We start from the raw sequence: 23,936 nt of genomic DNA, 5'->3' as shown, positions 1-23,936 counted from the left end.
CGACCTCAGTTCCCCAGAATGCCGGGCAGGCGCAGGCCCTGCTTTTTCGCCCAGTCGAGCGCTTCTTCATAGCCCGCATCGGCATGGCGCATGACGCCGGTGGCCGGATCGTTCCACAAGACGCGCTCCAGACGGCGGTTCGCATCTTCCGTGCCGTCGCAGCAAATGACCATGCCCGCATGCTGGCTGAAGCCCATGCCGACGCCGCCGCCGTGATGCAGCGACACCCAGGTCGCGCCCGAAGCGGTGTTGAGGAGGGCGTTGAGCAGCGGCCAGTCGGATACGGCGTCCGAACCGTCCTTCATGGCTTCCGTTTCGCGGTTTGGCGAGGCGACGGAGCCGCTGTCGAGATGGTCGCGACCGATGACGATCGGCGCTTTCAGCTCGCCATTGCGGACCATTTCGTTAAAGGCGAGGCCGAGACGATGGCGATCACCAAGGCCAACCCAGCAAATGCGCGCGGGCAATCCCTGAAAGGCGATGCGGTCACGCGCCATGTCCAGCCATTTGTGCAGGTGCTTGTTGTCGGGCAGCAGTTCCTTCACCTTGGCGTCGGTCTTGTAGATATCTTCCGGGTCACCGGAAAGGGCAGCCCAACGGAATGGGCCGACACCACGGCAGAACAGCGGGCGAATATAGGCAGGGACGAAGCCGGGGAAGGCAAAGGCATTTTCAAGGCCTTCTTCCAGTGCCATCTGACGAATATTGTTGCCATAGTCGAGGGTCGGAATGCCCATGTTCCAGAAGTCGACCATCGCCTGCACATGGAGTTTCATCGAAGCGCGCGCGGCCTTTTCGACGGCTTTCGGGTCGCTTTCCTGTTTCGCGCGCCATTCGGCGACGGTCCAACCGAGCGGCAGATAGCCATGCACCGGGTCATGCGCGGAAGTCTGGTCGGTGACGATATCCGGCTTCACGCCACGCTTGACGAGTTCCGGGAAGATTTCCGCCGCATTGCCGATCAGCGCGATGGACTTTGCCTCGCCTGCCTTGGTCCAGGCTTCGATCTTGGCCAGCGCCTCATCGAGGCTGTCGGTCTTTTCATCGACATAACGGGTGCGGAGGCGGAAATCGGCGCGGGTTTCGTCACATTCCACGGCGAGGCAGCAGGCGCCAGCCATGACCGCCGCTAAGGGCTGCGCGCCGCCCATGCCGCCAAGGCCGCCGGTCAGAATCCACTTGCCGGTGAGGTTGCCGCCAAAATGCTGGCGACCGGCTTCGACAAAGGTTTCGTACGTGCCCTGAACGATGCCCTGCGCGCCGATATAGATCCAAGAACCGGCGGTCATCTGGCCATACATGGCGAGACCCTTCTTATCCAGTTCGTTGAAATGATCCCAGGTCGCCCAATGCGGAACGAGGTTGGAATTGGCGATCAGAACACGCGGCGCATCCTTGTGGGTGCGGAAAACGCCGACCGGCTTGCCGGACTGTACCAGCAGGGTTTCATCTTCATTGAGCGTCTTGAGGGTCGCGACGATGCGATCGAAATCGTCCCATGTGCGGGCCGCGCGGCCAATGCCGCCATAAACCACCAGCTCATGCGGACGCTCGGCCACATCGGGATCGAGATTGTTCATCAGCATGCGCAGCGGCGCTTCGGTCAGCCAGCTCTTGGCGTTGAGTTCGTCTCCGCGCGGCGCTCGGACTTCGCGCTCGTTATGGCGTGGGTTCGACATGGTGTTCTCCTCAGGATTTCAGGTCGTGCGCGAGCTTTTCCAGCCGCTGCAAAAGGGTTTTGAGATGGACGCGCAGCCTGTCCGCCTTGGCCTCGTCATAGGCGAAGGGAACGGCTTCCGTCGCAAGATGGGTCGATTGGGCAAGCTCCATTTGGATGGCGTGGACGCCGGTTTCCGGCTTGCCGTAATGGCGTGTCGTCCAGCCGCCCTTGAACCGGCCATTGAGGATCGACGTGTAACCTTCCGCCTCGCCGGTCACTTCGACGACCGCCGCCTCGATCTTGGGATCGCAGGTCTTGCCCATATCCGTACCGATGTTGAAATCGGGCAATTTGCCTTCAAACAGGAAGGGAATATGCGACCGGATCGAATGGCAATCATAGAGGATGGCGACGCCGTGGATTGCCTTCACACGGCTGATCTCGGCGGCCAGCGCCGCGTGATAGGGGGCGTGAAAGCGGGCGACACGGTCGGCAATGTCGGCTTCGGTCGGCGCTTCTCCATCCTTCCAGATCGACAGCCCGTCAAAGTCGGTTTCCGGGATCAGCGTGGTGGTGTTCTGCCCCGGATAGAGGCTCACACCTTCCGGGTCGCGATTGGCGTCGATGCAATAGCGGTGGAAGGTGGCGCGCACCATGGTCGCGCCGTCGATGAGACCGTCATAAAGCCTGTGAATATGCCAGTCGGTGTCGGCAAGAATTTTGCCATTGTCGTTGAGCCGCGCAAAAATATCCTGCGGCACATCGGTTCCGGTGTGTGGAAGGCCAAGAATGACGGGCGAAGTGCCCTGACGAACTTCGAACGGGCTCATGATCACGCCTCCAGCGCTGGCAGGATGCGGTCCGAAACCGCCCCGGCAAGCGCACCGTCAGCCACCAGCTCGGCGGCATTCTTCAGGTCGTCGGCCATATAGCGGTCGTCCTCCAGTGTCGGCACGCGCCCGCGCAACACGGCGATGACCTTGGCCAGTTCCGGGCTGGTGGTCAGCGGCTCGCGCAGCTCGACGCCGAGTGCGCCGGTCAGCGCCTCGATGCCGATAATGGCATTGAGATTGGCCGTCATCTGCAACAGGCGGCGCGCACCGTGGCAGGCCATGGACACATGGTCTTCCTGATTGGCCGAGGTCGGCGTGGAATCGACCGACGCCGGGTGCGCCATCTGCTTGTTTTCGCTCATCAGCGCGGCGGAGGTGACTTCCGCGATCATGAGGCCGGAATTGAGGCCCGGCTTGCGGGCGAGGAAGGCCGGAAGGCCAAACGACAGCGCCGGATCGACCAGTAGCGCGATACGGCGCTGGGCGATAGCGCCGATTTCGCAGACGGCAAGCGCAATCTGGTCGGCGGCGAAGGCAACCGGTTCGGCGTGGAAATTGCCGCCCGATACGGCACGTCCGTCCGAGAGAACGAGCGGATTGTCGGTAACCGCATTGGCTTCGATTTCCAGCGTGCGGGCTGCCTGCCGCAGAATGTCGAGGCAGGCACCATCGACCTGCGGCTGGCAGCGGATGCAATAGGGGTCCTGCACGCGCTGGTCGCCTTCGAGATGGCTCTGGCGAATGACCGAGCCCTCGAGCAGGCTGCGCAATGCCCGGCCCGCATCGATCTGTCCCTTATGACCGCGCAGCGTATGGATTTCCTCATGGAACGGCGCATCCGATCCCATAGCCGCATCGGTGGACAATGCGCCGGTGATCAGTGCCGTCTGCGCGGCACGATGGGCGCGGAAAAGCCCGGCCAGCGCAAGGGCAGTCGAAGTCTGCGTGCCGTTGATCAGCGCCAGACCTTCCTTGGCGGCAAGCACGACAGGCTTCAGACCGGCCTTTTCCAGTGCTTTTGCGCCGGAGAGGCGCTCGCCCTGATAGAAGGCTTCACCTTCGCCAATCATGGCGGCAGTCATATGCGCCAGCGGTGCAAGGTCGCCTGACGCGCCGACGGAACCCTTTTCGGGGATCATCGGGATCACGCCTTTTGCCAGCATGTCTTCGAGAAGCGTGATGACTTCAAGCCGCACGCCGGATGCGCCACGACCGAGCGAAATCAGCTTCAGCGCCATGATGAGGCGCACGATATTTTCCGGCAAAGCGTCGCCAACGCCGCAGCAATGCGACAGGATCAGGTTGCGCTGAAGCGTGGCGACATCGCCCGCCGCAATGCGGATCGAGGCGAGTTTTCCAAAGCCGGTATTGATGCCGTAAACAGGTTCGTCACCGGCTGCGATTTCGGCAATGCGCGCAGCCGCCTTTTCGACACCGGCATGAAAGGCGGGGTCAATGCGCACGGGAACCGCAACGCGATAGATGGTTTCCAGCGTTTCAAGCGGGACAGAACCAGGCTTGAGGATGATGGTCATGACAGGCTCCGTTGCGGATAGTTAGATATGGCCCTTGAAAACCCGCTTCCACAGCGGGTTGAAGCCAATGCGATAGACGAGTTCGGCGGGGCGCTCGACGTTCCAGATGGCGAGATCGGCGTCCTTGCCGGTTTCGAGCGTTCCGGTCTGGTTGAGAATGCCGAGCGCCCGCGCAGCCTCGCGGGTGACGCCCGCGACGCATTCATCCACCGTCATGCGAAACAGAGTTGCGCCCATATTCATGGTGAGCAGCAGCGAGGTCAGCGGCGATGTGCCGGGATTGTTGTCGGTGGCAAGCGCCATCCTTGTGCCCGCTGCGCGGAAGGCTTCGACTGGCGGCTTCTGGGTTTCGCGGATGAAATAGTAAGCGCCGGGAAGCAGCACGGCGACTGTTCCGGCCTTGGCCATGGCGGCGGCACCATCCGCATCGGTATATTCGAGATGGTCGGCGGAAAGCGCACCATAGGATGCGGCAAGGGCTGCGCCATGAAGATTGGAAAGCTGGTCGGCGTGAAGCTTGACCGGAATGCCATGCGCCTTGGCCGCATCAAACACACGGGCGATTTCATCCGGCAGAAAGGCGATGCCTTCGCAGAAACCATCCACCGCATCGGCCAGTTGTTCAGCTGCGATGGCTGGCAGCATATCGTTGATGACGCGGTCGATATAAGCGGCCTTGTCGCCGTTCATTTCCGGCGGCAAGGCATGGGCGCCAAGGAACGTGGTGCGGATTGCAACGTCGCGTTCTGCACCCAGCCGACGGGCGGCTTTCAGCGACTTGATTTCGCTGTCGCGGTCGAGACCGTAACCGGACTTGACTTCAACCGTGGTGGCGCCTTCGGCAATCAGCGCATCGAGACGGGGCAGGGTTTCACGCACCAGATCGTCTTGGCTGGCCGCGCGCAGGTTCTTGACCGATGAAACAATGCCACCACCGGCGCGGGCAACTTCTTCATAGGAAGCGCCCTGCAAGCGCAGCTCGAATTCATGCGCGCGATTTCCGGCATGGACGAGGTGCGTGTGACAATCGACGAGGCCCGGCGTGATCAGCCGGTTTTCGCAATCGATTCTCTCATAAGACGCATAGTCTTCGGGCAGAGCGGACTGCGGGCCGACATATGCGATCTTGCCGTCCTTAACGGCAAGCGCTGCATTCTCGATGAGGCCAAGGCCGTCCGCGTCTTCCTCCAGCGTCGCAATCCGCGCATTGATAAAAACGATGCCTGAATTCTTGAGCATGAGCGTTTTCTCGCTTCCCCTGTTTTTTGATAATGTATATACATATCAGAGGCGCAGCCAAGAGAAAAAATGCGCGGGAACATTCGAGGAGTTAATTTTCATGTCAGCAGCCAAGTCTGAACAGCGTTTCATCCATGCCGGTCAGGCGCTTCTCGATAATGGCTGGGCTGAGAATGTTCGCATTGGCATTGCCGGTGGAAAGATCACCTCGTTGGAGGCGGATAAAGCGGCGGGAGCTGGGGACGAGCGCCACGCGGCGATCATCGCAGGCGTGCCGAACCTGCACAGCCACGCTTTCCAGTACGGGATGGCGGGGCTTGCCGAAAGGCGCGGGCCGTCTGCCGATTCGTTCTGGAGCTGGCGCGAGATCATGTACAAATTCGCGCTCGCCATGTCGCCCGAACAGGCCGAAGCTGTGGCTCTGCGACTTTACGTCGACATGCTGGAAGCCGGATTTACCCGCGTTGGCGAGTTTCATTATCTGCATCACGACCGCGACGGCACGCCTTACGCCAATCTCTCCGAGATGGCCGACCGCATTGTGGCTGCAGCCAGCGCGGCGGGCATAGGCCTGACGCTGCTTCCGGTTTTCTATGCGCATTCGGGTTTCGGCGGCAGCGCGCCCAATGAAGGCCAGCGCCGTTTCATCAATGATCCGGACCACTTTGCGCGACTGATCGAAGGCTGCAGCCGAGCGCTGGCCAATTTCGACAGCGCAGTTTTGGGCGTTGCGCCGCACAGCCTGCGCGCCGTAACGCCGGATGAACTGGACGTCGTGACGAAGCTTTTGCCCGATGCGCCGGTGCATATCCATGTGGCCGAACAGGTAAAGGAAGTGGAAGACTGCATTGCCTGGGCGGGCAAGCGTCCTGTCGAGTGGCTTCTCGATAATCAGGAGTTGTCCTCGCGCTGGTGCCTCATCCATGCGACCCATATGACCGACGATGAAACCCGGCGCATGGCCGCAGCCGGTGCTATTGCCGGTCTTTGCCCGGTGACGGAAGCCAATCTCGGCGACGGAACCTTCAATGCGACGGTTTTTGCGGAAGCAGGCGGCAAGTTTGGCGTCGGTTCGGATTCCAATGTGCTGATCGGTATTGGCGACGAGTTGCGGCAGCTTGAATATTCGCAGCGCCTCCAACATCGCGCCCGCAATGTGCTGGCCGAAAGCGAAGCCTCCACGGGGCGCGCCTTGTTCGAAGGCGCGGTGCGCGGCGGCAACATCGCGATGGGTCGCGCCGATGACGGGTTGAAGCTTGGCGCGTCGGCGGATTTTGTCGCGCTGGATATGGCGCGGCTGCCTCATGCCAAGGGCGATGCCGTGCTGGATGGCTGGATTTTTGCCGGTCGAGCCCAGGTCAGTGACGTGTGGGTACGCGGCGTGAAACAGGTGGAGGGCGGTCGTCACCGCTTGCGGGATCAGGCGGAGCGTGCTTTTCAGAAAACGATTGGCGAATTGCTCGGCTGAAGAAATTCCTGCAAAAGTGGGAAACAAAGGGGGAATAGCATGGCGGATGACGGTTCAGCGGCAAAAGACGGCCCGGTGCTTTCACTGCATCAGCGTATTTTGGACGATATTGAATCGCGCATCCTGTCTGGAGAGTGGGCGCCGGGGCACCGTATTCCGTTCGAACATGAACTGACCGAGCAATATGGCTGCTCGCGCATGACGGTCAACAAGGCGCTGACTCAGCTTGCCAAGGCCGGTCTGATCGAGCGCAAGCGCAAATCGGGCAGCTTCGTTTCGTTTCCGAGTTCGCAGGCCGCCATTCTAGAAATCCATGATATTCGCGATGAGGTTGCAGCACTTGGCGCGCCCTATCGCTTCGAACTGCTCAAGCGCTGGGACCGTCTGAGCGGGCCAGCCGACGCGCAGAAGATCGATATTCCGCGCCACACGCAGATCATCGATTTGGTCTGCCGTCATCATGCCGGGCAGCGGGTGTTTGCGTTGGAAGAACGCATCATCAATCTGGCCGCCGTGCCGGATGCGGCGGGGGCGGATTTTTCCGAACACTCGCCCGGTCCATGGCTCGTGGCCTGCGTGCCGTGGAGTAGCGCCCAGCACTCCATTCGCGCCATTGCCGCTTCTCCGGAAAATGCCGCATTGCTCGATATTGCGCCGGGCTCGCCCTGTCTGGTGATCGAACGCCAGACCTGGAATGCCGATCTGCCGGTGACGCATGTGCGCTTCACCTATCCCGGCGACAGCCACGCGCTGGTGGCCAGATTCACGCCGTCGCAGGGGTAATTCCAAAAAGAAAAAAGCCGCCGCAGTGGGAGCGGCGGCCAAGAGGCGGCGTGATCGGGGTGGCGATCACACCGCGCGTTTCACTACGCCTTAAGCGGCGCGCTTCAGGGCGTCGCGGATGACCGAAACGATCGTGTCGATCTGTTCCTTTTCCACGATCAGCGGCGGCGACAATGCAATCACATCGCCGGTGACGCGGATCAGCAGACCCTTCTTGAAGCAATCCACGAAGACGTCATAGGCGCGCGCGCCCGGTGCGTCCTTGCGCGACGACAATTCGATGGCGCCGACCAGACCGAGGTTACGGATGTCGGTGACATTCGGCGCGTCCTTCAGCGAGTGCAGCGCTTCCTGCCAATGATCGGCAAGCTGCGCACCACGGGTCAGCAGGCCTTCCTCGGCATAGATTTCCAGCGTTGCGAGACCAGCAGCGGAAGCGACCGGATGGCCGGAATAGGTGTAGCCGTGGAAAAGCTCGATTGCGTTTTCCGGGCCGGTCATCAGGCCGTCATGGACCTTGCGGCTCGCAAAGACCGCGCCCATTGGAATAGCGCCGTTGGTCAGGCCCTTGGCGGTGGTGACGAGATCGGGAATGACGCCGAAATAATCGACCGCGAACGGGGTGCCGAGACGACCGAAACCGGTGATGACCTCATCGAAGATCAGCAGGATGCCGTGCTTGTCGGCGGTGGCGCGGATGCGTTCCAGGTAGCCCTTCGGCGGCAATATGACGCCAGCGGAACCGGACATGGGTTCGACGATGACGGCGGCAATCTTTTCAGCGCCGTGTAGTTGGACCAGACGTTCCAGATCGTCGGCCAGTTCGATGCCATGCGCCGGCAAGCCCTTCGAGAAGGCATTGCGCTCGATATCCAGCGTGTGGCGCATATGGTCGGCGGGAATCTGCGGGAAGACGCGGCGGTTGTTGACCAGCCCACCCACCGAAATGCCGCCGAAACCAACGCCGTGATAGCCTTTTTCGCGACCCAGAACCATGGTGCGGGTGCCCTGACCGATGGCGCGCTGATAGGCGATGGCGATCTTCAGTGCGGTATCGACCGATTCCGAACCGGAATTGGTGAAGAATACGCGATCAAGCTGCGCAGCCGGACCACCCGGCGCAATCGCGGCGAGTTTTTCGGCAAAGTCGAAAGCAACATTGTGGCCCATCTGGAAGGTCGGCGCGAAGTCCATCGTGGAAATCTGGCGCTCAACGGCTTCAGTGATCCGCTTGCGGCCATGACCGGCATTGCAGCACCAAAGACCTGCCGTACCGTCGAGAACCTGATTGCCGTCGGTGTCGGTGTAATACATACCCGAAGCGCTGGCGAGCAGGCGCGGCGCGGCCTTGAACTGCCGATTTGCGGTGAACGGCATCCAGAAGTTTTCAAGGCTGGGCGCGTTGGTTTTGGTGAGCATGGGAACCTCCTATTTTCAGGCAGGAGGACACGCTTTCTTGAAGGCAACAAGCCCTTTTCTTCAAGGATTTAAGCTATTGATTTTATGAGGATGGTTTCAGAAAATTATGCTATATCGAACATGATAAACACAAAGGGGAATGCCCGATGAGCATCGATATCGGCGGAAGGTTACGCTATGTGCGCATGCGGCAGAATCTGTCGCAGCGGGAGCTTGCAAAAAGGGCTGGCGTGACCAACTCGACCATATCGCTGATCGAGGCCAACCAGTCCAATCCGTCGGTCGGCGCTCTCAAGCGTATTCTCGATGGTATTCCCATCGGCATGGCCGAGTTTTTCGCGCTGGAGCCGGATACGCCGCACAAGGTATTCTATCAGGCGGAAGAGCTGGTGGAAATCGGCAAAGGTCCCATTTCCTACCGGCAGGTGGGCGACCATCTGTTTGCGCGCTCGTTGCAGATATTGAAGGAGCGGTATGAACCAGGCTCCGATACGGGCAAGGTGCTGCTGATGCATGAGGGCGAGGAGGGCGGCATCGTCATATCGGGCCGCATCGAAGTGACGGTGGGCAGCGACCGGCGCATATTGGGACCGGGCGACGCCTATTATTTTTCCTCAAAACTGCCGCATCGCTTTCGCTGTATCGGACCGACAGCCTGCGAGGTGGTCAGCGCCTGCACGCCGCCGAGTTTCTGACGGCGCGCAGGCGGGTCTTTTAGTTGTAGCGCGAGATACCGAGATCGTCGGCGCGGATGTCGGGCTTATTGCCGCTGACCAGATCGGCCAGAAGCTTGCCCGAGCCGCAGGACATGGTCCAGCCCAGCGTACCGTGACCGGCATTGATGAACACATTGTCGTAGCGGGTTCCGCCGATGATTGGCGTGGAATCCGGTGTCATCGGGCGCAGGCCCGACCAGAAGGTCGCGGCCTTGAGGTCGCCCCCGGGGAACAGATCGCTGACCGACAGGTCGAGCGTGGCGCGGCGCGCTGCCGGAAGGTCTTTGGTGAAGCCGGACACTTCGGCCATGCCGCCGACACGGATACGGTCGCCGAGGCGCGTGATGGCGATCTTGTAGCTTTCGTCCAGAACCGTCGAGACCGGTGCGCGGCTTTCGTCGATGATCGGTGCGGTGATCGAATAGCCCTTCACCGGATAGATCGGCGCGTTGAGACCCAGCGACTTGATGAGCGCGGGCGTATAGCTGCCGAGCGCAACCACATAGCGGTCGGCTGTCAGAATACCGTCTGACGTTTCCACGCCGGAAACGCGCCCGCCGGATAGAACCAGCGACTTGATATTCACGCCGAAGCGGAATTTTACGCCCATACCTTCGGCAATCTTGGCCAGCGCATTGGTGAATTTGAAGCAGTCGCCGGTTTCATCATGCGGCAGGCGCAGGCCGCCGACGAACTTGTCCTTCACGCGGGCCAGCGCCGGTTCGATTTTCGCGCAGTCGTCGCGGTCGAGAACTTCGAACGGCACGCCGTCCTGACGCAGCACCTCGATATCCTTGCCGATGCCGTCGAGCTGGTATTGCTCGCGGAAAAGCTGCAACGTGCCCTGCATACGCTGGTCATATTCGATGCCGGTATCCTTGCGCAGCTCGACAAGTACATCGCGGCTATATTCTGCCACGCGCACCATGCGGGTCTTGTTGACCTTGTAACGGCTGTCCGTGCAGTTGGCGAGCATCTGCATCAGCCACACATACTGCTTGGGATCGGAAGTCGGGCGAATGACGAGCGGCGCATGTTTCTGGAACAGCCACTTTGCTGCCTTCATCGGAATGCCGGGCGCGCCCCATGGCGAGGCATAACCGGGCGAAACCTGACCGGCATTGGCGAAGCTGGTTTCCAACGCCGGACCTTCCTCGCGGTCGATGACCGTCACTTCATGGCCGAGCTTGGCCAGATAGTAAGCCGTTGTGACGCCAATAACGCCGCTGCCGAGTACGGTAATCTGCATGTTCGCCTCTTATTGTTATGTGTTTTGGCTCGACAGCGCACTATCCACGTAGATACGAGCATAGCGATGACCGAGCGCAGTCAGAATTTCATAAGGGATCGTGTCGCATTGGCTGGCCACGTCTTCCAGCCGCTGGTGCGGGCCGATCAGTTCCACGAGGCTACCGAGCTTGAGCGTGCCTTCCGGCAGCGCGCTTACATCGAGCGTGATGGAATCCATCGAAACGCGCCCGACGATGGGCAGCCGGGTGTCGCCGTAAAAGGCCGAACCCTTGTTGCTGAGCGCGCGGAACCAGCCATCGGCATAGCCCACCGCAATGGTGGCGATCCGCATGGGCGCTTGTGCGATATAGGTGCCGCCATAACCGATGGCCGCGCCCTTATCCACGTCGCGCACCTGAATGACGCGGGCCGACAGTGTCAGTACCGGCACGATAGCGCTTTTGGGGCCGACGCCATAAAGCGCGACACCGGGGCGGGCGAGGTCGAAATAATAGGCTTTGTCGAGAAAGCTGCCGCCCGAATTGGCGAAGGCCACCGGCAGCTTCGGCAGCCGAGCCAGAGCGGCGCGCATGGTCGCAAGCTGGCTTGCATTGGCCGGATTTTCCGGTTCGTCGCCGCTCGCCAGATGGCTGATGATGAAGCGTACGTCAATGCCGTCGAGCAGCGAAAGATTGTCCGCCAGCCGGTCTAGCTCTTTGGCCGAAAGGCCGAGGCGCGACATGCCGGTATCGACCTGCAAAAGTGCTGGCAGTTTCTTGCCGCTGCTGGCTGCGAGTGCGGCCCAGTTTTCCACCTGTTCCAGCGAGTTGAGCACCGGCACGATGCCTTCGCGGGCGCAGGCAGCTTCCGTTCCGGGCTGCAAGCCGTTCAGGACATAAAGTGTGGCGTCGGGGTTCAGGGCGGGCCGCAGCGCGATGGCTTCGCCCAAATGCGCCACAAAGAAGTCGCGGCAACCCGCTTCATAAAAGGCAGGCGCAACGCGATGCGCGCCAAGGCCATAGGCATCGGCTTTGACGACCGCCGCCGCACGGGTCGGCGCGATATGGCGGGCGACGGCAGTATAATTGTGCCGCAAGGCCGCAAGGTCGATGGTCAACACGCCGCCAGCGGCGAGATCGCTTTGCTCTTTCGAAAAATGCATCGACATTTCAACCATATCCATTGCGCAACGGTCATTGCCCTTATCCGCCGAACGCGTTGCCGCATCCCGACAGGGTATCGAAATATATTAATCGAAGACTATTCGAATGTTTTTGCTATCTGTCGCAGATTATGCGAATTTTGGCACATCTTGCGCACGTTTTAGCTTTTCATTCGAAGAATCTGCATGGCCACACTCGACAGTATAGACCGGAACATCATTCGCTGCCTGCGCCGCGACGGGCGCATGACCAACAGTCAGCTTGCCGCCGAGGTGGGGCTGTCACAATCCGCCTGTCTGCGGCGGGTGCAGATTTTGGAAGAGGGCGGTGTCATCCGTGGCTATACGGCCATTGTGGGTTCATCGGGTGGTGACGAACGGCTGGTCGCCATTGTGCGCATCACGCTCGACCGGCAGACGGAAGAATATCTCAACCGCTTTGAAGAGGCGGTGCGCCGTCACCCGGAAGTGCAGGAATGCTATCTGATGACGGGGGATGCAGATTATATTCTGCGCGTTGAAGCCGAGAATGCGGCGGCTTACGAGATCATTCACAAGGAAATCCTGTCGCGCTTGCCGGGCGTGGCGCGCATCCATTCCAGCTTCGCCATTCGCACGGTGCTGCTTTCGAAAGCGCCGTCATCGCGGGCGTAATGTCATTGATTAATGCATCCGCCACGCATCTCCCTCATCCTGAGGTGCGAAGCGAAGCGAAGCCTCGAAGGGCGAGGGCAGGCGCTGTGGCTGTTTTCCCTCGCCCTTCGAGACGCTCTTCTTCGACAGGCTCAGGAGAGGCTCCTCAGGGTGAGGGAAGAAGAGGCGTGGTCGTTTAAAAATCGACCGAGTGCAGGACCGATGCGTCAATGGTGTTGATATCGCGCTTGCCGCAAAGAGCCATGGTGACGTCGAGTTCCTTACGGATGATTTCGAGCGCCAGCGTGACGCCTTCCTTTCCCATGGCGCCGAGGCCATAGAGGAAAGGGCGACCGATGAAGACGCCCTGAGCGCCAAGCGCGCGGGCTTTCAGCACGTCCTGACCGGAGCGGATGCCTCCATCGACATGCACTTCGATCTGATCGCCAACGGCATCGACAATCGGCTTCAGCATGGAGATGGACGACGGCGCGCCGTCGAGCTGGCGACCGCCATGGTTGGACACGATGATGGCATCGGCGCCGGTCTTGGCGGCCATCTTCGCGTCTTCCACATCAAGGATGCCCTTGAGGATCAGCTTGCCGCCCCATTGTTCCTTGATCCAGGCCACGTCGTTCCAGTTCATCTGCGGGTCGAACTGTTCTGCCGTCCAGGAGGACAGCGAGGACAGATCGGTCACGTTCTTGGCGTGGCCGGCAATGTTACGGAAGGTGCGGCGTTGCGTACCCATCATGCCCATGCACCAGCCCGGACGGGTCGCCATCTGCCAGATATGCTTCGGGGTGAACTTCGGCGGGGCGGACAGGCCGTTGCGGATATCCTTGTGGCGCTGGCCGAGAATTTGCAGATCGAGCGTCAGCACTAGAGCCGAGCAGCCTGCCGCCTTGGCGCGACCGATCAGGTTCTTCACGAAGTCGCGGTCCTTCATCACATAAAGCTGGAACCAGAACGGCTTCTTCGTCACCGAGGCAACATCCTCGATGGAGCAGATGCTCATGGTGGAAAGCGTGAAGGGCACGCCGAAAGCTTCCGCAGCCTGTGCGGCCAGCATTTCGCCATCGGCATGCTGCATGCCGGTAAGGCCTGTCGGCGCAAGCGCGACCGGCATGGCCACATCCTGACCGATCATGGTCGTTGCCAGCGAACGGTTGGTCATGTCGACCAGCACGCGCTGGCGAAGCTTGATCTTCTTGAAGTCGTCCTCGTTGGCACGATAGGTCGACTCAGTCCAGGCGCCCGAATCCGCATAATCGAAAAACATTTTCGGGACGCGGCGCTGGGCGAGCCGCTTCAGATCGGCGATTTCAACGATGTTGGACATGACTCTTGCCCCTTGTGGTAAGTTTTCTTGACCAATCGCATGAAGGATCGCGCGACCGAAATCAAGTGCGAAGCTACAAAACACCGACATCAATTGGTCGTCAATTGAAGGGAGCGGCAATTCTGCTTATGCTATTTGCTTCATGGTATGCGTTCGCAGTGCAACAAGGATTTCGAGATGAGCAAGGATGGCAAGGGTTCCAAAACCGGTTTCATCGGCAAAAGCTCAAGTGCTGCCGGTGGCTGGGGCGCTCTGAAAAGCTGCGGCAAGCAGTTGCTTGCCAGTGGTGCGCCTCTGACGGGCGCCCGTGCCTTGCTCAAGGCCAACCAGCCCGATGGTTTTGACTGCCCCGGTTGTGCATGGGGCGATCCGGAACATGGCTCATCCTTCGAATTCTGCGAAAACGGCGTCAAGGCGGTGGCATGGGAGGCGACCGACCGGCGCACCACGCCCGCCTTTTTCCGCGAGCATACGGTTTCGCAATTGCGCAACTGGACCGATTACGATCTGGAAAACACTGGTCGTCTGACGCATCCGCTGCGCTACAATGCGGCGACTGACAAATACGAGGCCGTCGAATGGGATGCTGCGCTCGCCCGCATCGGCGAGCTTCTGCGCGCCTTCGACAACCCCAATCGGGTAGAGTTCTATACGTCGGGTCGGGCCTCCAACGAGGCCGCCTTTCTCTATCAGCTTTTCGTGCGGTCCTATGGCACCAATAATTTCCCTGACTGCTCCAATATGTGCCACGAAGCGAGCGGCGTGGCGCTGAAGCAGTCGGTCGGCGTCGGCAAGGGCACGGTGCTGCTGGAAGATTTCGAACAAGCCGATGCGATTTTTGTCGTCGGGCAAAACCCTGGCACCAATCATCCGCGTATGCTGGGCGATCTTCGCCGCGCTGCCGAACGCGGCGCGCGCATCGTTGTGTTCAATCCGATCCGCGAGCGCGGGCTGGAGCGTTTTGCCGATCCGCAAAACAAGCTTGAAATGCTGCATGGCGGCAGCGAAGCGATAGCCAGCGATTATTTCCAGCCACGTCTGGGCGGCGATCTGGCGGCGTTTCGCGGCATGGCGAAGGCAGTGTTCGCAGCCGATGACGCGGCGCTCGCCGCAGGTGAGCCGTCCATTCTCGACCGGGAATTTCTGAGCGCCCATACCGCCGAGCTCGAAGCCTATCGCACTGCCGTGGATGCGACGACGTGGGAGGAGATCGAGGATCAGTCCGGTCTGTTGCGGCAATCGCTGGAGCGGGCGGCAGAGATTTATATGCAGGCGGAAAAGGTCATCTGCACCTGGGCCATGGGCGTGACCCAGCATCGCCATTCGGTGATCACCATCCGCGAGATCACCAATTTCATGCTGTTGCGCGGCAATATTGGCAGGCCCGGCGCTGGCCTTTGCCCGGTGCGCGGCCATTCCAATGTGCAGGGCGACCGCACGGTCGGCATCAACGAAAATCCGCCGCAGGCATTTCTCGATGCGCTGGAAAAGGAATTCGGTTTCGATGTGCCGCGTGAGCCGGGCCATAACGTCATCGGCGCCATTGGCGCCATGCTGGACGGAACGGCACAGGCCTTTATCGGGCTTGGCGGCAATTTTGCCCGCGCGACGCCAGACAGCCCGATCATCGCGAAAGCACTGTCGAGCCAGCGTCTGACCGTGCATATCGCAACCAAGCTCAATCATTCGCATCTGGTGCCGGGGCAGGAATCCTTCATTCTGCCGTGTCTCGGACGCACCGAAATCGACCTGAATTCCAAGGGCGTGGCGCAGATCGTCACGGTTGAGGATTCCATGAGCATGGTGCACGGATCGGGCGGCATCAATTCGCCAGCCTCGCCGCATTTGCGTTCGGAAGTGGCGATCATTGCGGGCATGGCCAATGCGACGCTCGGTCCCAAGCCCGTCAATTGGCTGGAAATGGCTGATGATTACGACCTGATCCGCGACCGCATTGCGCGGGTGCTGCCTGATTTCTACGATTTTAACAAGCGTGTGCGCGTGCCGCGCGGTTTCCATCTGCGCAATACGGCGCGTGAACTGGAATGGAATACGACGAACGGCAAGGCCACGTTCTGGACCGGCGCGCTGCCCGAGGCCATCGAGCATCAGCAGGCGCGGGGCAAGCCGGGCCGCTATGTGTTGCAGACCTTCCGCAGCCACGACCAGTACAATACCACTATCTACGGCATGGATGACCGTTATCGCGGTGTCTATGGCGAGCGGCAGGTCGTGTTCATGAACCCGCTCGACATGGCGGATATCGGTGTCGAGGCGGGCGACCGCGCCGATATTGTCGGTGAATTCATCGATGGTCTGGAACGGGTCGCGCGCGACTTCCGCTTCGTGCCCTATGATATTCCGCGCGGCTGCATCGCTGGCTATTATCCGGAAATGAATGTGCTGGTGCCGCTTGGCAGCTCCGGCGACGAGAGTTTCACGCCGACCTCGAAATCGGTGATCGTTTCGTTCCGACCGGTTCAACCGGTCGCCGCTTGATGGATGGAACCGCTGCCGACTATATGGCGCTGGTCGAGAGGCTCGTTGCCACTTCGGAAAATCTTTCACCATTTAGCGCGGGCATCATCGCCGCACTGGCGCTGGGCGTTGCCGCCGACAGCCGGACTTTTGCCCGCGCGCTGGGTATCGAGCATGCGCTGGTGCTGCGTGAGGTGAATCTGCTGGGCGCAGACGGTGGCTATATCCGGATTTCGCAACGAGACCCGCGAACCCAGCGCACACGCTACGAACTCAGCCCTGTTGGTCGGCAGCTGGTTGAGAAAATCTAGAACCAATCCGCTTCCAATTTGAACAGTTCTTCGGGTGCTTCCTGCTTGACGCGGCCCTATTGCGCCGAGCGTTTGCAAAAATAGCCAGCGGGAATGGGCGCTTGCGTATTTCATAAAAACATCACTTGCTATTGGTTCTATATAGGTTCTATTATGTCGGATATGAATAGAACCACCTTAATCACATCCATCGAAGAGCGCGGCCTGCACGATCCGCAGCGGACGGGGCCGCTTTATCGCAATCTGGCGCGTATTCTCGGTGAACTGATTGAAGAGGGGAAACTGGCCCCCGCTGTCGGTCTGCCGCCGGAGCGCGACCTGGCCGAGGAGCTTGGGCTGGGGCGCATCACGGTGCGCAATGCCTATAAGGAATTGCTGGCGCAGGGTGCGGTTGAATCAAGGCGCGGCAGCGGTACATTTGTTGCGGAGCGCCCCGTGCGCATCAGCCAGCATTTGTGGCGGCTGACATCGTTTTCGGAAGACATGCTGTCGCGTGGCAAGGAGCCGGGCGCGCGCGTGGTGACGAACCGCCTCGACAAGCCGTCGCCGGATGAAGCCTTTCGGCTCGGCGTCGGCGTGGATACGTCCATTGTACGGCTCGACCGCCTGCGTCTTGCCGATGGCGTGCCGATGGCTTTTGAACGCGCCGTGGTGCCGCGCCATTATCTGGATACGGATCGTGTCGATGAAGCGTCGCTTTATGGCGCGCTGACGCGGCGCGGTTACAAGCCGGTGCGCGCCTTGCAGCGGTTGACCGCCGTGACTCTCGATCCCGGCACCGCGCGCCTTCTCGGCGTGCATCGCGGCGCTCCGGCGCTTTTGATTGAACGCATCTCGCATCTCGATGACGACCGTATCGTCGAATATACCCGCTCGCATTATCGCGCCGACGCCTATGACTTCGTCGCCGAACTGAAAATTGGAGAATGACCATGGTAAGCCAACCATCCCTGATGTTGCAGGAAACCGAGCAATCGCCTGCGGTGGTTGCAACGCTTCTGGAAAAGGAAGCCGGCACGCTGGCCGAGATCGCAAAGATTTTCGCGAAGAATGAACCGGCAGTCATCACCACGGCGGCGCGCGGTTCTTCCGATCATGCGGCGACATTCTTCAAATATCTGATGGAAATCACGCTCGGTATTCCGGTCGCCTCCATCGGGCCTTCGGTTGCTTCGGTCTACGGCTCGAAGCTGAAGCTTGCGCGCGGCGTGCATTTTACCGTTTCACAGTCCGGTGCCAGCCCCGACATCGTGGCAGCACAGGCCGCAGCCAAAAAGGGCGGCGCGACGACGATTGCCGTGGTCAATGTGGTGGACAGCCCCTTGGCGAAAGAGGCGGATCTCGTGCTTGCGCTGAATGCCGGTGAGGAAAAGAGCGTCGCGGCCACAAAGTCCTTCATTGCCGCAGTGGCTGCCCTGTCGGGCGTGGTCGCGGCTGCAAGCGGCGATGCCGATCTGCGCGCCGGTTTAGAGCGTCTGCCGGAAGCGCTTGCCGCAACCCGCCCCGATGGGCGCGAAGCTGTCGAAAACCTTCTTTTCAATGCGCGCTCGCTTTACACGGGCGGTCGCGGCACGGCCTATGCCATCGCGCTGGAAGCCGCCCTGAAGGCCAAGGAAACCGCCAATATTCATGCGGAAGCCTTTTCGCTGGCCGAACTGATGCATGGCCCGATGCGACTGGTGGAGGAAGGTTTCCCGATCATCTCCTTCTTGCCGCGCGACGAGGCTTTCGACACCAATATCGCGGCCTTGAAGCGGTTGCATTCCTTCGGCGCCAGCATCGTGACCTTGTCCGATGCCGAAACGCCGGGCTTCCGTCTGCCATCGGCCAGCACGGGGAGCCCGCATCTTGATCCGCTGGTTTCGCTCATCAATTACTACCGCGTCATTGAAGCGGTTACGCGCCGCAAGGGTTTTGATCCCGACAAGCCGCGCAATCTCAACAAGGTGACGGTGACGGTATGACAAAAAAATCAGCAATAGCCGGTGCGCGGATTTTCGACGGCGAGCGGTTTCACGATCAGTCTGCCCTTGTTTTCAGCGACGGCAAGGTCGAGGCCATTGTACCGGAGGCGGCACTTGGCGAGGCCCATCAGGTCGAGCGCGTGAAGGGTGGCGTCATTGCGCCGGGTTTTATCGATGCGCAGGTCAATGGCGGCGGCGGGCGGATGCTCAACGATCAGCCGACGCCGGAAACCATGTTCGTGATTGCCGAAGGGCATCGCAAATATGGCACCACCAGCCTGCTGCCGACGCTCATTACCGATACGACTGTCGTGCGTGACCGCGCCATTGAGGCGGCCGTTGAAGCGGTGAAAGCCGACAAGGGTGTCGCAGGCCTGCATCTTGAAGGGCCGCATCTGGCGCCTGCACGCAAGGGCGCGCATCTGGCCGAACTGATGCGTCCGGTCGATGACGCCGATATCGCTCTTTATATCCATACGGTCGAACAGATCGGTACATTATTGGTGACCATGGCCGCCGAACAGGTGACGCCGGAACAGGTGCGCCGTTTGAGCGATGCCGGTGTGGTGGTCAGCATTGGCCACAGTGACACGACGGCGGAAGAAGCTTTCAAGCGTTTCGATGCCGGTGCGCGCAGCGTTACCCATCTCTTCAACGCGATGAGCCAGATCGGCCATCGCGCGCCCGGTCTTGCCGGGGCGGCGCTCGACCATCCGGAGATCTGGTGCGGGATCGTTGCCGATGGCCACCATGTTGATCCGATGGCGCTGCGTCTGGCGCTGCGCGCCAAGCGCGGCGACGCGCATCTGTTCTTCGTCACCGACGCTATGGCGCTGGTCGGCTCCAATGCGGAGAGTTTTGAAATCAACGGTCGCGCCGTGCGGCGCGTACCGGGCGGCATCTGCTCCAAGCTGATCCTGTCCGATGGCACCATTGCCGGTTCCGACCTCGACATGGCCTCGGCGGTTCGGTTCGGCGTGGCGGAACTGGAATTGACGCTAGCCGAAGCCCTGCGCATGGCAAGCCTTTATCCGGCCCGTTATTTGCGGCTCGCTGATCGCGGATTGCTGCGCCCCGGCACGCGCATGGATGCGGTGCATCTTGATGACGGGTTGTTCGCGAAAACAACCTGGCGCTCCGGCGTGAAACAGGCAGCCGGGTAAGGGGCAGACAGATGACAGCTATTACCGACCGTTATTTCAACGATCTGATTGCCCGTCTGGCGAGCCTGCGTGACCGCCTGGCCGAACCGATGGAAAAGGCCGCCGACCTGATTGCCACCGCCGCGCGCGCCGACCGTCGGGTCTATGTGTTTGGCACCGGCCATTCTCACATGATGGCGGAAGAGCTGCATTATCGCGCCGGCGGTCTGGCGATCACCGTGCCGATCCTTTGCGGTGCGATCATGCTGCAGGATGGGGCCGTAGCCAGCTCGCATTTCGAGCGTATCGAAGGCGCGGTGCTGCCGATCCTCGACCGCTACGGCATTCAGGAAGGCGATGTGCTGATCGTCGTGTCCAATTCCGGCGTCAATGCCGCGCCAATCGAAGCGGCGCGCTATGCCCGCGAGAAGGGCGCTGCGGTGATCGCAGTCACTTCGGTGACTTATTCCAGCGCGATTGCCAAAGGACGCACGCAGTTGCTTTCGCTGGCCGATGTCGTTCTCGACAATGATGCGCCTGCGGGCGATGCCGTGTTGGAAGTGGAGGGCAGCGCTCTGAAAGTCGGGCCGGTTTCAACGGCACTGGGCGTTACGATCCTGAATGCGATCTTTGCCGATGTTGCGTCCCGCCTCGTGGATGACGGCAGTGCGCCGATCTATCTCAGCGCGAATATGCCGGGTTCCGGTGATGTGAACCGGGAACTTGTCGCGCGGTACAGGGACCGCAATCCGCATCTTTGATCAAATAAGAGCAATCTTTCTTCCAAAGTTGCTTGATAGCGCAATCCGGTCAGTGCATTACGCATTCTGGCATGGCGGAGACCGCATCGTGAACTAGTTTCAAGGCGCGCGCTTTGGCCTGCGCCTTCGAAAACTGAGGAAGTCCGATGCATAATTTTGTCCTGACCGTCACCTGCAAGTCCACCCGCGGCATCGTTGCCGCAATTTCGGGTTACCTTGCGGCTAAGGGTTGCAACATCATTGATAGCGCCCAGTTCGACGATCTCGATACGGGTCGTTTCTTCATGCGCGTCAGCTTCATTTCGGAAGAAGGTGTGGCGCTTGAAACCCTTAGCGAAGGCTTCCAGCCGGTTGCGGCACCATTCGAAATGGATTTCGATTTCCACGACAACGCCAAGCGTACCAAGACGCTTCTGATGGTCTCGCGTTTCGGCCATTGCCTCAACGATCTGCTCTATCGCTGGAAGATCGGCGCGCTGCCGATCGACATTGTCGGCGTGGTGTCGAACCATTTCGATTATCAGAAGGTGGTCGTGAACCACGATATTCCCTTCCATCATGTGGCCGTCACCAAGACCAACAAGCCGGAAGCCGAACAGCGCCTGATGGATATTGTCAACGATACCGGCACGGAACTGGTCGTGCTGGCGCGTTACATGCAGGTTCTGTCCGACCAGCTTTGCAAGCAGATGTCCGGCAAGATCATCAATATCCACCACTCGTTCCTGCCATCTTTCAAGGGGGCGAACCCCTACAAGCAGGCCTATGAGCGTGGCGTGAAGCTGATCGGCGCGACGGCGCATTACGTCACCGCCGATCTCGATGAAGGCCCGATCATCGAGCAGGACGTGGCGCGCATCACCCATGCGCAGAGCGCTGCGGATTACGTCTCCATCGGTCGCGATGTCGAGGCGCAGGTACTGGCCCGCGCAGTCCATGCGCATATCCACCACCGTTCATTCCTCAACGGTAATCGCACGGTCGTCTTCCCGGCGAGCCCGGGGTCGTTCGCTTCCGAGCGTATGGGGTGATATTGCCGCTCTGGCGCCCTGCAAATCGCGTCTTTTTGCGTTTCCGATACTCACGTGCTTCAGTACGTTGCGCGCCGGTTCTCAAAAGCCACGATTTTCGGCTCGCCATAACGACAATCTCGCTAGTCGCCAATACAAATCCAATAAAGAACCCCGCTTTTGCGGGGTTTCTTTTTATCAATATTTGTGAGTGAGTTCTTGGAGTGGATTTTAAGAAAAAATAATATAAAATCTAAAATGTAAATAAATATTAGAGGGTTTTATGAAAAAGTATTCTTTATTTTTCTTTGCATTGTCGACTTTTATCGCTTCAGGATATGCTTATGCCGGACAACAGGCTTCAGTACAGATGGCATCACCTTCGATAAACAACACATCACAACAGGTGTATCGGGTTTCTCAAGCGGTGCCGAAGAAACGGCGCTTCGTTTCAGATCGCAAGCAAGTGCATCATTCTTCGACGCAATATCCCACTCTTGATGCATGCAAGAACAGCGGGTGCCCTGAATCTCATTGCCTCCAGACATGCCATGGGTGGCAGTGTGCAAGTGAGTAGAGAGCCTTCGGCAGTTGAAATAGCAAGCGATGGTGTCAAACCAATCCGCAGCTTGATCCCGGTCCGAAAATACGTAGGACTACAACACAAAAAACCCCGCCGAAGCGGGGTTTTCTTTTGAGCTTATTTCAAGATCAGTCGATGTCGAAGGAAACGCCCTGTGCCAGCGGGAGTGCCTTCGAATAGTTGATGGTGTTGGTTGCGCGGCGCATATAGCCCTTCCACGCATCCGAACCGGACTCACGACCGCCGCCGGTTTCCTTCTCACCGCCGAATGCACCGCCGATTTCGGCGCCCGAAGTGCCGATATTGACGTTGGCGATGCCGCAATCCGAACCTTCAGCCGAAAGGAAACGTTCCGCTTCCTGCAGGTTTAGCGTGAAGATCGAGGACGACAGGCCGGCGCCAACTTCGTTATGGCTCGCCAGAACGTCGTCGAAGTCGGAATATTTCATCACATAAAGGATCGGAGCGAAGGTTTCTTCGAGAACCGGGCCTTCCTGTTTCGGCATTTCGACGATGGCCGGACGCACATAGTAAGCGTTTTCATGGCCGGTATCGACGCGCTCGCCGCCCTGAACCTTACCGCCATGGGCGGAAGCTTCCTTGAGGGCCTTCTGCATGTTGTCGAAGGCAACCTTGTCGATCAGCGGACCGACCAGAGCGGTGGTTTCAAGCGGCGAACCGACGGAAACGCTGGCATAGGCTTTCTGCAGACGTGGGACGAGAGCGTCATAAACGCTTTCATGAACGAACAGGCGACGCAGCGTGGTGCAGCGCTGGCCAGCGGTGCCCATGGCGCCGAAAGCAATTGCGCGCAGTGCCATGTCGAGATCGGCCGACGGGCAGACGATGCCGGCATTGTTGCCGCCGAGTTCGAGGATCGCGCGAGCGAAACGCTTGGCAAGACGCGGGCCGACTTCGCGGCCCATGCGGGTCGAGCCAGTGGCCGAGAGAACCGGAACCTTCGGGCTGTCCACGAGCACTTCGCCGATTTCGCGGTCGCCGAGCAGGACCTGCGAGAGGCCTTCCGGCGCATCGCCGAAACGCTTCAGGGCGCGCTGGAAGATCGCGTCGCAGGCGAGAGCGGTGAGGAGGGTCTTTTCAGACGGCTTCCAGACAACCGAGTTGCCGCAAACGATGGCGAGAGCCGCGTTCCACGACCAGACGGCCACAGGGAAGTTGAAGGCGGAGATGACGCCGACAACACCGAGCGGATGCCAGGTTTCCATCATGCGATGGCCAGCGCGTTCGGTTGCGATGGTAAGGCCGTAAAGCTGGCGCGACAGACCGACGGCGAAATCGCAGATGTCGATCATTTCCTGCACTTCGCCGAGGCCTTCCGAAGTGATCTTGCCAGCTTCGATCGAAACGAGACGGCCCAGATCTTCCTTGGAAGCACGCAGTTCTTCGCCGAGCAGGCGGATCAGTTCGCCGCGCTTCGGCGCCGGAACGTTGCGCCAGACGCGAAAGGCTTCGTCGCCCTTGTCGATGATCTTGGCGGCGTCGTCCTTGTTGTGGGTCTTGACCGATGCGATCTGCTCGCCCGTGACCGGGCTGAAACCGGCAAGGTTGCCTGCGGTGTAAACGGCAGCGTCAACACCGAGCTTGGCGAGAAGCTCTGCGGCTTCCTTCTTCACGTCGACTTTTCTGACAGCGGTGTTCATAGCTTT

At 60.0% G+C, this 23,936-nt stretch carries 20 protein-coding genes; 11 read left to right on the top strand and 9 right to left on the bottom strand.

Annotated features, from left to right (window positions below):
• Positions 1–5 precede the first annotated feature (5 nt).
• The 4 genes from hutU to hutI are packed head-to-tail and all read right to left on the bottom strand — an operon-like array spanning position 6 to position 5,267.
• Positions 6–1,679, bottom strand: coding sequence for a urocanate hydratase (hutU, locus tag D8666_RS05295; protein ID WP_109369580.1), 1,674 nt, complete (start codon positions 1,677–1,679; stop codon positions 6–8).
• 10 nt (positions 1,680–1,689) lie between these two features.
• Positions 1,690–2,490, bottom strand: coding sequence for an N-formylglutamate deformylase (hutG, locus tag D8666_RS05290; RefSeq protein WP_109369579.1), 801 nt, complete (start codon positions 2,488–2,490; stop codon positions 1,690–1,692).
• Positions 2,491–2,492: 2 nt separating this feature from the next.
• Positions 2,493–4,028 carry a histidine ammonia-lyase gene (gene hutH / locus D8666_RS05285; RefSeq protein ID WP_109369578.1) on the bottom strand — a complete coding sequence of 512 codons (1,536 nt, stop codon included), beginning with the start codon at positions 4,026–4,028 and terminating at the stop codon, positions 2,493–2,495.
• Between the two features lie 21 nt (positions 4,029–4,049).
• Positions 4,050–5,267 (bottom strand): imidazolonepropionase, encoded by a 1,218-nt coding sequence (gene hutI / locus D8666_RS05280; protein ID WP_121536606.1) that lies wholly within the window; start codon positions 5,265–5,267, stop codon positions 4,050–4,052.
• 100 nt (positions 5,268–5,367) lie between these two features.
• On the opposite strand from hutI, the gene D8666_RS05275 reads away from it, so the two are divergent.
• Together D8666_RS05275 and hutC are read left to right on the top strand one after the other, a co-directional pair.
• Positions 5,368–6,735, top strand: coding sequence for a formimidoylglutamate deiminase (locus D8666_RS05275; RefSeq protein ID WP_121536604.1), 1,368 nt, complete (start codon positions 5,368–5,370; stop codon positions 6,733–6,735).
• Between the two features lie 39 nt (positions 6,736–6,774).
• Positions 6,775–7,518: a histidine utilization transcriptional repressor HutC gene (gene hutC / locus D8666_RS05270; protein ID WP_121536602.1), complete on the top strand. Its 744-nt coding sequence runs from the start codon at positions 6,775–6,777 to the stop codon at positions 7,516–7,518.
• Positions 7,519–7,608: 90 nt separating this feature from the next.
• On the opposite strand, the gene aptA is transcribed toward hutC, so the two are convergent.
• Complete coding sequence (aptA, locus tag D8666_RS05265; protein ID WP_109369574.1) at positions 7,609–8,937, bottom strand: omega-aminotransferase AptA; 1,329 nt, start codon at positions 8,935–8,937, stop codon at positions 7,609–7,611.
• Between the two features lie 146 nt (positions 8,938–9,083).
• Between aptA and D8666_RS05260 the strand changes: the two genes are divergently transcribed.
• Positions 9,084–9,632, top strand: a complete 549-nt coding sequence (locus D8666_RS05260; protein WP_078338831.1) for a cupin domain-containing protein — start codon at positions 9,084–9,086, stop codon at positions 9,630–9,632.
• Positions 9,633–9,651: 19 nt separating this feature from the next.
• Here D8666_RS05260 and D8666_RS05255 read toward each other — a convergent pair whose 3' ends face one another.
• The gene (locus D8666_RS05255) at positions 9,652–10,902 is read right to left on the bottom strand and encodes a D-amino acid dehydrogenase (protein WP_109369572.1); all 1,251 of its coding nucleotides are present in this window, start codon (positions 10,900–10,902) and stop codon (positions 9,652–9,654) included.
• Positions 10,903–10,917: 15 nt separating this feature from the next.
• Positions 10,918–12,060, bottom strand: coding sequence for an alanine racemase (gene alr / locus D8666_RS05250; RefSeq protein ID WP_121536656.1), 1,143 nt, complete (start codon positions 12,058–12,060; stop codon positions 10,918–10,920).
• 171 nt (positions 12,061–12,231) lie between these two features.
• Here alr and D8666_RS05245 point away from each other — a divergent pair, with 171 nt between their 5' ends.
• Positions 12,232–12,699 carry an Lrp/AsnC family transcriptional regulator gene (locus D8666_RS05245; RefSeq protein WP_078338830.1) on the top strand — a complete coding sequence of 156 codons (468 nt, stop codon included), beginning with the start codon at positions 12,232–12,234 and terminating at the stop codon, positions 12,697–12,699.
• A 175-nt stretch (positions 12,700–12,874) separates the two neighbouring features.
• On the opposite strand, the gene D8666_RS05240 is transcribed toward D8666_RS05245, so the two are convergent.
• On the bottom strand, positions 12,875–14,020 hold the full coding sequence (locus tag D8666_RS05240) for an alpha-hydroxy acid oxidase (protein WP_109369570.1): 1,146 nt from the start codon (positions 14,018–14,020) through the stop codon (positions 12,875–12,877).
• A 177-nt stretch (positions 14,021–14,197) separates the two neighbouring features.
• Between D8666_RS05240 and D8666_RS05235 the strand changes: the two genes are divergently transcribed.
• From D8666_RS05235 to purU, 7 genes are all read left to right on the top strand, one after another.
• Positions 14,198–16,519 carry an FdhF/YdeP family oxidoreductase gene (locus D8666_RS05235; protein ID WP_121536654.1) on the top strand — a complete coding sequence of 774 codons (2,322 nt, stop codon included), beginning with the start codon at positions 14,198–14,200 and terminating at the stop codon, positions 16,517–16,519.
• Positions 16,519–16,809 carry a hypothetical protein gene (locus D8666_RS05230; RefSeq protein WP_371830791.1) on the top strand — a complete coding sequence of 97 codons (291 nt, stop codon included), beginning with the start codon at positions 16,519–16,521 and terminating at the stop codon, positions 16,807–16,809. Before D8666_RS05235 ends, D8666_RS05230 begins: the two co-directional genes overlap by 1 nt.
• 162 nt (positions 16,810–16,971) lie before the next feature.
• On the top strand, positions 16,972–17,739 hold the full coding sequence (locus D8666_RS05225) for a GntR family transcriptional regulator (protein ID WP_121536652.1): 768 nt from the start codon (positions 16,972–16,974) through the stop codon (positions 17,737–17,739).
• A 2-nt stretch (positions 17,740–17,741) separates the two neighbouring features.
• Complete coding sequence (locus D8666_RS05220; protein ID WP_121536598.1) at positions 17,742–18,773, top strand: SIS domain-containing protein; 1,032 nt, start codon at positions 17,742–17,744, stop codon at positions 18,771–18,773.
• Positions 18,770–19,936 carry an N-acetylglucosamine-6-phosphate deacetylase gene (nagA, locus tag D8666_RS05215; RefSeq protein ID WP_121536596.1) on the top strand — a complete coding sequence of 389 codons (1,167 nt, stop codon included), beginning with the start codon at positions 18,770–18,772 and terminating at the stop codon, positions 19,934–19,936. Before D8666_RS05220 ends, nagA begins: the two co-directional genes overlap by 4 nt.
• Before the next feature lie 11 nt (positions 19,937–19,947).
• The gene (locus tag D8666_RS05210) at positions 19,948–20,676 is read left to right on the top strand and encodes an SIS domain-containing protein (RefSeq protein ID WP_121536594.1); all 729 of its coding nucleotides are present in this window, start codon (positions 19,948–19,950) and stop codon (positions 20,674–20,676) included.
• 146 nt (positions 20,677–20,822) lie between these two features.
• Positions 20,823–21,707, top strand: a complete 885-nt coding sequence (purU, locus tag D8666_RS05205; protein WP_109369565.1) for a formyltetrahydrofolate deformylase — start codon at positions 20,823–20,825, stop codon at positions 21,705–21,707.
• A 690-nt stretch (positions 21,708–22,397) separates the two neighbouring features.
• Here purU and amaB read toward each other — a convergent pair.
• Positions 22,398–23,930 (bottom strand): L-piperidine-6-carboxylate dehydrogenase, encoded by a 1,533-nt coding sequence (gene amaB, locus D8666_RS05200; RefSeq protein WP_121536592.1) that lies wholly within the window; start codon positions 23,928–23,930, stop codon positions 22,398–22,400.
• Positions 23,931–23,936: the final 6 nt, after the last annotated feature.

The sequence above is a fragment of the Ochrobactrum soli genome (genome assembly GCF_003664555.1).
Lineage (GTDB): Bacteria > Pseudomonadota > Alphaproteobacteria > Rhizobiales > Rhizobiaceae > Brucella > Brucella teleogrylli.
Note: the sequence above shows the minus strand (reverse complement) of the source record. Positions and strands in the feature narration are given on the sequence as shown.